This is a genomic window from Streptomyces sp. PA03-5A (genome assembly GCF_033792725.1).
GTDB lineage: Bacteria > Actinomycetota > Actinomycetes > Streptomycetales > Streptomycetaceae > Actinacidiphila.
In genome coordinates, this window is the sequence record NZ_JARAVL010000018.1 from 190,901 (window position 1) to 197,102 (window position 6,202).

The window sequence follows — 6,202 nt, forward strand, 5'->3', positions numbered from 1 at the left end:
CTCGGGGCTCAGGACTCAGGCCGGCAGCGCGAGCCAGCCGGGGGCGTCCTCACGGTCCTTCAGACCCAGGGCCAGCAGCAGCGCGTCCGCCGGGGTCGGCTCGAACGGCTGGGTCAGCAGCCGCATCCCCGCCTGCTCCGGCGTACGGTCCGCCTTGCGGTGGTTGTCCTCCGCGCACGACGCCACGGTGTTCAGCCAGGTGTCCCCACCACCGCGCGACCGCGGCTGCACGTGGTCCACGGTCGTCGCCCTCCGGCCGCAGTACGCGCACCGGTGCCGGTCCCTGACCAGCACACCCCGCCGCGACCACGCCGCCCGTTGTCGGAAGGGCACCCTCACGTACCTGCAGAGCCTGATCACCTGCGGTACGGGTACCTCCACCGCCGCCGCGCGGATCCGCAGCCCGGGATGAGCCTGCTCGACCACGGCCTTGTCCTGCATGACCAGCACCACCGCACGCCGCAGCGACACGGTCGACAGCGGCTCGAAGCTCGCGTTCAGCACCAGCGTCTCACGCACGTCGCCCACCCCTCGGGTCCATCCCCGCCCCGCGGCGAGGTGGCTCCACTGTGACCGGGCTATACCCGCGCGGACAACGCAATTTCCGCACGTGAAAGCGAACAGGAGGAAACGGGGAACGAAACGGCGGCCCCGGCCGCCGGCCACTCCGGGCGCCCGCCCCCGTGGGGTCCGGGGCGCCCGGAGCGCGGCGATCGGCGTGGACGCCCGGGCGCATGACCGGGCTCCGGCGGACGGCAGGCAGGTCGCGCGGCGAGAGCCGCACAGCGCAACGCCCCGCCGCCCCCGCCACTGCGGTGCCGACCCCCGGTGACGGTCAGGTCACCAGGCAGACACCACAGTGCGATGCGGGAGCGCCGGGGCGCAACGGAATTTGGGACCCCCGGCCCTCGGCCGGGGGCGCCACGACTACTGCGGGTTCTCGTACTCGCCGATCAGGTTGGCGCGCGCGATCGCGTGGAACCGCAGGTTGAAGCCGACGACGGCGGGAGACACGTCCCCGTCCGGCCCCAGCTTCTCCTGGTCCACCGCGTATACGGTGAACACGTAACGGTGCGGTCCGTCCCCGGGCGGCGGCGCGGCGCCGCCGAAGTCCTTGCTCCCGTAGTCGTTGCGCACGTGCACCGCACCCTCGGGCAGCCCCTTGAAGCCGTCACTGCCGGCACCCGCGGGCAGCTCCGTCACCGACACCGGGATGTCGAAGAGCACCCAGTGCCAGAAACCGCTGCCCGTGGGCGCGTCGGGGTCGTAGCACGTGACGGCGAAGCTCCCGGTCCCCTCGGGGAACCCCTCCCACCGCAGGTGTGGCGAGACGTTGCCCTTGGCGTAGACCTGGGAGTCCTTCAGCGTGCCGCCCGGCTCGATGTCGTCGCTCACCACCGTGAACGACGGCACCTGGGGATGGAAATCGTGGGGGAGCGGCCGCCGCTTCTGCTCGGTCACCTCGGTACCTCCTGCTGATCGCGAAACGCGCTTCCGCCCGCCGATCCTAGAACCAGTTGCGCTTCCCGCCGACCTCGGCCAGCCACTGGTTGAGGTAACCCGCCCAGTCGGTCGCGTGGAAGTTGTTCAGGTCCACGGTGAAGGAGCGGAAGGCGTCGCTGCCCTCGCTGAACAGGCCCGGCTTCTTGTCCATCTCCAGGATGACGTCCATCTCGTGGCCGTCGGCGACGAAGCTCAGCTCCACCTGGTTCAGCCCGCGGTACTGCTGCGGCGCGAAGAACTCGATCTCCTGGTAGAACGGCAGCCGCTGCCGCGTGCCGCGGATGTGGCCGCGCTCCAGGTCCGCGTTCTTGAAGCCGAAGCCCAGCTGGCCGAACGCGTCGAGGATCGCCTGCTGCGCCGGCACCGGGTGCACGTTGATCGGGTCGAGGTCACCGGAGTCCACCGCACGGGCGATCGCCAGCTCCGTCGTCACCCCGACGTTCATCCCGGTCAGGTGACGCCCCAGGAAGGTCGTGATCGGGGTCTCCCACGGGATCTCCAGCCCGAACGGCACCACGTGCACCGCACCCGGCTGCACCTCGAACGCCCCGCCCAGCTGCTGCCGGTGGAACTCGACGTCCTGCTTGTACTCCGCGTCCTGGCCCTCGACCTCGACGCGGGCCTGCAGGCCCACCGACAGTCCCTCGATCCGCTGCGGCACCGAGCCGCCCTGGATCCGCACCTCGCCCTGGACGACCCCGCCCGGGACGACGTTCGGCTCGTTGAGCACCGTCTCGACCGACGCGCCACCGGCGCCCAAGCTCGCAAGCAGCTTCTTGAAGCCCACGATGTCCCTCTCCCTTGACTGGCGGTTGCCTCGGTCATTACGAACGCGGCCCCACCCCGAACGGTTCCATTACTCTCGTACCGCATGATCCCCCCTCCTGAAAGCACCCCGCTCCCCAGGTCCTTCTTCGACCGGCCGGTGCTGGAGGTGGCCCCCGACCTCCTGGGGCGGACCCTCGTACGCAGGACGGACGATGGCCCCGTGGCGCTCCGGCTGACCGAGGTCGGGGCCTACGCCGGCCCCGTCGACCCGGGCTCCCACGCCTACCGCGGGCGCACCGACCGCAACGCGGTCATGTTCGGCCCCCCAGGGCACGCGTACGTCTACTTCACCTACGGCATGTCAAGGCGGTCAGCATGAACGTCATGGATCTTGCTCACCCCGCTGAAGAAGTCGCCCCCAAGCTGCTCGGTGCCATCTTCACCCACGAGACCCCCGAGGGAACCGTGAGCATCACCATCACGGAGACCGAGGCGTACTCCGGTTCGGCCGACCCTGCCTCCCACGCCTACAGAGGCAGGACACCCCGAAATGCCGTCATGTTCGGACGTGCGGGACACCTGTACGTCTACCGGTCTCACGGACTCCACTGGTGCGCCAACGTCGTCACCGGGGCAGACGGCATCGCTACAGCCGTCCTCATCCGGGCAGGCAGGGTCATCGCAGGGGAAGACCTGGCCCGCGAGCGGCGAGGGGGCAAGGTCGAGAGTCCACGTCTCGCGCGAGGCCCGGGGAACTTCTGCCAGGCGCTCGGCATCACGGCAGAGCACAACGGCACAGACCTACTGACAGGCGCCACGGTCGCGCTGTCCGAGGGCGAGCCGGTACCCGCCGCACTCATCCGGGTTGGTCCTCGGGTAGGCGTGAGCAAAGCCCACGACTGGCAGCACCGCTTCTACCTCGCGGGGGATCCAACGGTCTCGGCGTACCGACTGAGCCCGAGAGCCAAGCCGTCCGCCGGAGCCTGAGCCGCTGTGCGCCTCGCTCGCGGTTCGCCGATGGGTCGGCGCGGAGTTGGGCCCGAAGATGTGTGACCGCTCGCCAGCGTGGCGCCTGGCGCGTTCCTTGCCGGCCGAGTGACTTGGGACGGCGAACGGAGCTGGCAGACCACCGACCGAGACCTGACGGTGTCGGCCGTCTTCCGATCCGGCGGCTACGTCGGGCTGACCTGGGCCTTGCGGCCGTGGCCACAGGCCGCTGGCGGCTGGGGCGCCTCGGTGACCACCTGGCTCGAGGCCGGCGAGCAGATGACTTCCCTGGCGGCCGACGTCCGGAACTTCCTCACCGGGGAGCAGTCGTGACATCCGGCATGCGCATCACCTGGACGCTGGCGGGATCCGGGTGGGCCGACTGCACCCTTGAAGATCGCCAGACGAAAGTCGAGCTCACCGCGTCCTACATCAGCAATGCGCCCGAGGAACTCCTGACTGCGGTGGCCCGGCTCGTCGCCGGTGAGACAGAGACCCGTGCCCAGTTCGAGGCCGAGCCGACCGCCTACCGGTGGATCTTCTACCGCGAAGGCAAGGACACGTGGGTCCGCGTGCTCGAACTGCGCGACGGCAGCGACCACGACAACAAGGGAACCGAGATCTGGTCGAGTCGGCTCAGCATCCATCAGCTCGCCCGCGCCGTGATCCGCTGCTTCGACGAGGTCGCACAGACCGACGGCGAGAGCGGCTACCGAGGCAAGTGGGGTGAGCACTTCCCCCGAACCGAACTCGAAGCCCTCAGACGTCTCTGGCGCACTCACCGGCACCCCCAAGACACGTAGTCCAGGGACAGCGCACACCGCGGCGGCGACGTCATCGAGGGCGCCGAACTCGCCCGCGGGCGCCGGGTCACCTCACGACGCCCCCACGACCTAGCCCAGGGCCCCGCCCGCCTCGCCACCGCCCTCGACATCGACCGCGCCCTCAACGGTGCCGACGTCTGCACCGACGACCCCGCCGCCTCGCCCTTCCGCGTCCTGACCGGCACCCCGCCCGACCCCGCCGCCGTCCGCACCGGACCGCGCACCGGCGTCGGCGGCGACGGCGCCGCCCACCCCTGGCGCTTCTGGATCGACGGCGACCCCACCGTCAGCCCCTACCGCGCCCACTCACCCCGCCGCCGCGCCCCAGGGGGCGCAAAAGGAGTCGAGCGGAACGCGTAGTCTCGGAAAGACTCCGTACGAACAGGTACGAGGCACCGACCGACACCGAGGAGACACGAGAACCGTGACGGACATCGTCGACGAGCTGCGGTGGCGAGGGCTGATCGCCGTTTCCACCGACGAGGACGCACTGCGCAAGGCGTTCGCGGACGGCCCGGTCACGGTCTATTGCGGCTTCGACCCCACCGCCCCGAGCCTCCACCTCGGCAACCTGGTGCAGATCCTCACCATCCGCCGGCTCCAGTTGGCGGGCAACCGGCCGCTCGCCCTCGTCGGCGGCGCCACCGGCCTGATCGGCGACCCCAAGCCGACGGCCGAGCGGACGCTGAACGACGCCGACGTCGTCGCCGGCTGGGTCGAGCGGATCCGCGCCCAGATCGAGCCCTTCCTCTCCTTCGAGGGCCCGAACGCCGCCGTGATGGTCAACAACCTCGACTGGACCTCGGGCCTGTCGGCCATCGAGTTCCTGCGCGACGTGGGCAAGTACTTCCGGGTCAACAAGATGATCGCCAAGGAGGCCGTCGCCCGCCGGCTCAACTCCGAGGCAGGCATCAGCTACACGGAGTTCAGCTACCAGATCCTGCAGGGCATGGACTTCCTGGAGCTCCACCGCCGGTACGGCTGCACCATGCAGACCGGCGGCAGCGACCAGTGGGGCAACCTGACGGCCGGCATCGACCTGATCGGGCGCGTCGAGGGCACCTCCGTGCACGCCCTCGCCACCCCGCTCATCACCAAGGCCGACGGCACGAAGTTCGGCAAGACGGAGTCCGGCACTGTCTGGCTCGACCCCGAGATGACCACGCCGTACGCCTTCTACCAGTTCTGGCTGAACGCCGACGACCGCGACGTCTCCACGTTCCTGCGCATCTTCAGCTTCAGGACGCAGGAGGAGATCGAGGAACTGGAGCGGCTCACCGAGGAGCGCCCGCAGGCCCGCGCGGCCCAGCGCGCCCTCGCCGAGGAGCTCACCACGCTCGTCCACGGCGCCGGGCAGTGCGCCGCGGTCATCGCCGCGTCCAAGGCACTTTTCGGCCAGGGCGAACTCACCGGACTCGACGAGCGGACCCTCGCCGCGGCGCTCGGCGAACTGCCGCACGCCAAGGTCGCCGAGCTCGCCTCCGTCGCCGACCTCTTCGCCGAGGTCGGCCTCGTGGCCAGCAAGTCCGCGGCCCGCCGCACCATCAAGGAGGGCGGCGCGTACGTGAACAACGTCAAGATCGGCGACGAGGACGCGACCCCCGAGGCCGCCGACCTGCTGCACGGCCGCTGGCTCGTGCTGCGGCGCGGCAAGAAGAGCCTGGCGGCCGTCGAGATCGCCGGCGACTGACGTCGGCTGGTTATCCACGTTTGAGCGGCGGCGGAGCTTGACTCCGCCGCCGCACGTGCGTAACGTAGCCCGAGCCGCTTGAGACGGTGCGCCCGGTTCGTCCGGATCCTCCGATCGGCGGTCACTCACCACGACGACAACAACCCCGAGATTCGGGTGCACTTGCGTGCTCTCGAATTCTATTGGCGTGGAATCGTACGGCGAGTGGGGGACGAATTCGCATGACGCGAAGGAATCCGCTAACGTAGTGAATGTCGCCGAGGCGGAAACGCCGAAAGCGAAACCCCCTCCAGAGGGTGGCAGAGAAGGAAATCGGATCTGCTAAGCTGGAGACAACGAAGGGAAAGCCCGGAGGGGCCGGTGAAACGGTCTCGAAGGAAGCTTCCGTTCCTTGAGAACTCAACAGCGTGCCAAAAGTCAACGCCAGATA

General features: G+C 69.7%; 7 protein-coding genes and 2 pseudogenes. 6 read left to right on the forward strand and 3 right to left on the reverse strand.

Annotated elements, in window-relative coordinates; translation table 11 throughout:
• Nucleotides 1–15 precede the first annotated feature (15 nt).
• The 3 genes from PV410_RS23540 to PV410_RS23550 form a co-directional block, all read right to left on the reverse strand.
• On the reverse strand, nt 16–519 hold the full coding sequence (locus tag PV410_RS23540; protein ID WP_499511101.1) for an HNH endonuclease: 504 nt from the start codon (nt 517–519) through the stop codon (nt 16–18).
• A 408-nt stretch (nt 520–927) separates the two neighbouring features.
• Nucleotides 928–1,461 (reverse strand): YbhB/YbcL family Raf kinase inhibitor-like protein, encoded by a 534-nt coding sequence (locus PV410_RS23545; protein WP_500327401.1) that lies wholly within the window; start codon nt 1,459–1,461, stop codon nt 928–930.
• Between the two features lie 46 nt (nt 1,462–1,507).
• Complete coding sequence (locus PV410_RS23550; RefSeq protein WP_499511099.1) at nt 1,508–2,290, reverse strand: sporulation protein; 783 nt, start codon at nt 2,288–2,290, stop codon at nt 1,508–1,510.
• 84 nt (nt 2,291–2,374) lie between these two features.
• On the opposite strand from PV410_RS23550, the pseudogene PV410_RS23555 reads away from it, so the two are divergent.
• The 6 genes and pseudogenes from PV410_RS23555 to tyrS all read left to right on the forward strand — a co-directional run.
• Nucleotides 2,375–2,632, forward strand: a pseudogene (locus PV410_RS23555) (DNA-3-methyladenine glycosylase); the annotation flags it as partial.
• A gap of 14 nt (nt 2,633–2,646) precedes the next feature.
• Nucleotides 2,647–3,258, forward strand: a complete 612-nt coding sequence (locus tag PV410_RS23560; RefSeq protein ID WP_500327403.1) for a DNA-3-methyladenine glycosylase — start codon at nt 2,647–2,649, stop codon at nt 3,256–3,258.
• A gap of 108 nt (nt 3,259–3,366) precedes the next feature.
• Nucleotides 3,367–3,591: a DUF6228 family protein gene (locus PV410_RS23565; protein WP_500327405.1), complete on the forward strand. Its 225-nt coding sequence runs from the start codon at nt 3,367–3,369 to the stop codon at nt 3,589–3,591.
• The gene (locus PV410_RS23570) at nt 3,588–4,061 is read left to right on the forward strand and encodes a hypothetical protein (protein ID WP_500327407.1); all 474 of its coding nucleotides are present in this window, start codon (nt 3,588–3,590) and stop codon (nt 4,059–4,061) included. Before PV410_RS23565 ends, PV410_RS23570 begins: the two co-directional genes overlap by 4 nt.
• 18 nt (nt 4,062–4,079) lie before the next feature.
• A pseudogene (locus PV410_RS23575) lies at nt 4,080–4,442 on the forward strand (DNA-3-methyladenine glycosylase); the annotation flags it as partial.
• A gap of 64 nt (nt 4,443–4,506) precedes the next feature.
• Nucleotides 4,507–5,772, forward strand: a complete 1,266-nt coding sequence (gene tyrS / locus PV410_RS23580; RefSeq protein WP_500327409.1) for a tyrosine--tRNA ligase — start codon at nt 4,507–4,509, stop codon at nt 5,770–5,772.
• Nucleotides 5,773–6,202: the final 430 nt, after the last annotated feature.

Bases quoted from the DNA above. Each gene is read 5' to 3' on its own strand.
- PV410_RS23560 (WP_500327403.1), top strand. From the start codon at position 2,647: ATGAACGTCATGGATCTTGCTCACCCCGCTGAAGAAGTCGCCCCCAAG.